Raw genomic sequence first — 3,342 nt, 5'->3', positions numbered from 1 at the left:
TAGGCGCCTGGAAATGACCTACTCTCACATGGGGAAACCCCACACTACCATCGGCGATACTGTGTTTCACTTCTGAGTTCGGAATGGGATCAGGTGGGGCCACAGCTCTATGGTCTCCAGACAAATTTGGAATTCGAAAAGCTGTTACTCGCTATCGCAAGTAAATCGAAATTTATTATTGAGTTCAACACCACATTAAGTGCTTATTCTAACTCTGGTGTTTTGTAAAAACATCAGTCTCATACAAAACCCATCAGGGTTGTATGGTTAAGCCTCACGAGTCATTAGTACAAGTTAGCTCAACGCCTCACAACGCTTACACACCTTGCCTATCAACGTCCTAGTCTCGAACGGCTCTTTAGAGGAATTAAATTCCTAGGGATGACTCATCTTAGGACTCGCTTCCCGCTTAGATGCTTTCAGCGGTTATCGATTCCGAACGTAGCTACCGGGCAATGCTATTGGCATAACAACCCGAACACCAGCGGTTCGTCCACTCCGGTCCTCTCGTACTAGGAGCAGCTTCCTTCAATCATCCAACGCCCACGGCAGATAGGGACCGAACTGTCTCACGACGTTCTGAACCCAGCTCGCGTACCACTTTAAATGGCGAACAGCCATACCCTTGGGACCGACTTCAGCCCCAGGATGTGATGAGCCGACATCGAGGTGCCAAACACCGCCGTCGATATGAACTCTTGGGCGGTATCAGCCTGTTATCCCCGGCGTACCTTTTATCCGTTGAGCGATGGCCCTTCCATACAGAACCACCGGATCACTATGACCTACTTTCGTACCTGCTCGACGTGTATGTCTCGCAGTTAAGCTGGCTTATGCCATTGCACTAACCGTACGATGTCCGACCGTACTTAGCCAACCTTCGTGCTCCTCCGTTACTCTTTGGGAGGAGACCGCCCCAGTCAAACTACCCACCAGGCACTGTCCCGAACCCCGATTCAGGGGCCGCGGTTAGAACATCAAAACTACAAGGGTGGTATTTCAAGGTTGACTCCACATCATCTAGCGACAATGCTTCAAAGTCTCCCACCTATCCTACACATGTAGGTTCAATGTTCAGTGCCAAGCTATAGTAAAGGTGCACGGGGTCTTTCCGTCTAGCCGCGGGTATACGGCATCTTCACCGCAATTTCAACTTCACTGAGTCTCGGCTGGAGACAGCGTGGCCATCATTACGCCATTCGTGCAGGTCGGAACTTACCCGACAAGGAATTTCGCTACCTTAGGACCGTTATAGTTACGGCCGCCGTTTACCGGGGCTTCGATCATGAGCTTCTCCGAAGATAACCCAATCAATTAACCTTCCGGCACCGGGCAGGCGTCATACCGTATACTTCCTCTTGCGAGTTTGCACAGTACTGTGTTTTTGATAAACAGTTGCAGCCACCTGGTATCTGCGACTGCCAACAGCTTAAGGAGCAAGTCCTATCACCGTCGGCAGCGTACCTTCTCCCGAAGTTACGGTACCATTTTGCCTAGTTCCTTCAGCCGAGTTCTCTCAAGCGCCTTGGTATTCTCTACCCAACCACCTGTGTCGGTTTGGGGTACGATTCCTACTAACCTGAAGCTTAGAAGATTTTCCTGGAAGCATGGCATCAACTACTTCATCACCTTAGTGACTCGTCATCAGTCCTCAGTCTTGCAATTAAATGCGTATTCCCGGATTTGCCTAAGAATACAACCTACAACCTTAAACGCGGACAACCAACGCCGCGCTAGCCTAGCCTTCTCCGTCTCTCCATCGCAGTTAGCAGAAGTACAGGAATATTAACCTGTTTCCCATCGACTACGCCTTTCGGCCTCGCCTTAGGAGTCGACTCACCCTGCCCTGATTAACATTGGACAGGAACCCTTGGTCTTTCGGCGAGGGAGTTTTTCACTCCCTTTATCGTTACTCATGTCAGCATTCGCACTTCTGATACCTCCAGCGTGGGTTACCCCTTCACCTTCAACGGCTTACAGAACGCTCCTCTACCGCACTAGTGTAAACACTAGTACCCATAGCTTCGGTGTATTGCTTAGCCCCGTTAAATCTTCCGCGCAGGCCGACTCGACTAGTGAGCTATTACGCTTTCTTTAAATGATGGCTGCTTCTAAGCCAACATCCTAGCTGTCTAAGCCTTCCCACATCGTTTCCCACTTAGCAATAACTTTGGGACCTTAGCTGATGGTCTGGGTTGTTTCCCTTTTCACGACGGACGTTAGCACCCGCCGTGTGTCTCCCGAGTAGTACTCATTGGTATTCGGAGTTTGCAAAGGGTTGGTAAGTCGGGATGACCCCCTAGCCTTAACAGTGCTCTACCCCCAATGGTATTCGCTCGAGGCGCTACCTAAATAGCTTTCGAGGAGAACCAGATATCTCCCGGTTTGATTGGCCTTTCACCCCCAGCCACAAGTCATCCGCTCATTTTTCAACATAAGTCGGTTCGGTCCTCCAGTTGATGTTACTCAACCTTCAACCTGCCCATGGCTAGATCACCGGGTTTCGGGTCTACACCTTGCAACTAAACGCGCAGTTAACACTCGGTTTCCCTACGGCTCCGCTATTCGCTTAACCTCGCTACAAAATGTAAGTCGCTGACCCATTATACAAAAGGTACGCAGTCACGGTCTCAAGAACCGCTCCCACTGCTTGTACGTATACGGTTTCAGGTTCTATTTCACTCCCCTCACAGGGGTTCTTTTCGCCTTTCCCTCACGGTACTGGTTCACTATCGGTCAGTCAGGAGTATTTAGCCTTGGAGGATGGTCCCCCCATGTTCAGACAAGATGTCACGTGTCCCGTCCTACTCGTTTTCACGTAAAGTTAGTTTTCATGTACGGGGCTATCACCCTGTGCCGCTGTGCTTTCCAACACATTCCACTAACACCCTCTACGCTTAAGGGCTAATCCCCGTTCGCTCGCCGCTACTAGGGGAATCTCGGTTGATTTCTTTTCCTCCGGGTACTTAGATGTTTCAGTTCCCCGGGTTTGCCTCATTAACCTATGAATTCAGTTAATGATACATGCTTATGCATGTGGGTTTCCCCATTCGGAAATCGTTAGCTCAAATGCTTGTTACTAGCTCGCCAACGCTTATCGCAAGTTACTACGTCCTTCATCGCCTCTGACTGCCAAGGCATCCACCATATACGCTTAGTCACTTAACCATACAACCCAAATAAGTCTCTATGAGAAATACTCGTTGTTTCAAGCGGGTAAGCTTAAAACAGCCGTATCATAACTAATGGTTTCTACTTTCGCCAAAATTAGAATTTTTCACTTATTGCTGCGACGCAATAAGCCAAGACACTTAATGTTTAAGTGTTTAGAACTCAATTTTT

General features: G+C 49.1%; 2 rRNA genes. Both read right to left on the bottom strand.

Annotated elements, in window-relative coordinates:
• Positions 1-5 precede the first annotated feature (5 nt).
• Positions 6-121, bottom strand: a 5S ribosomal RNA gene (gene rrf, locus CXF82_RS00880).
• A gap of 142 nt (positions 122-263) precedes the next feature.
• Positions 264-3,168: ribosomal RNA gene (locus CXF82_RS00875) — 23S ribosomal RNA — on the bottom strand.
• Positions 3,169-3,342 lie beyond the last annotated feature (174 nt).

It is taken from the genome of Shewanella sp. GutDb-MelDb (genome assembly GCF_002836075.1).
Lineage (GTDB): Bacteria > Pseudomonadota > Gammaproteobacteria > Enterobacterales > Shewanellaceae > Shewanella.
Note: the sequence above shows the minus strand (reverse complement) of the source record. Positions and strands in the feature narration are given on the sequence as shown.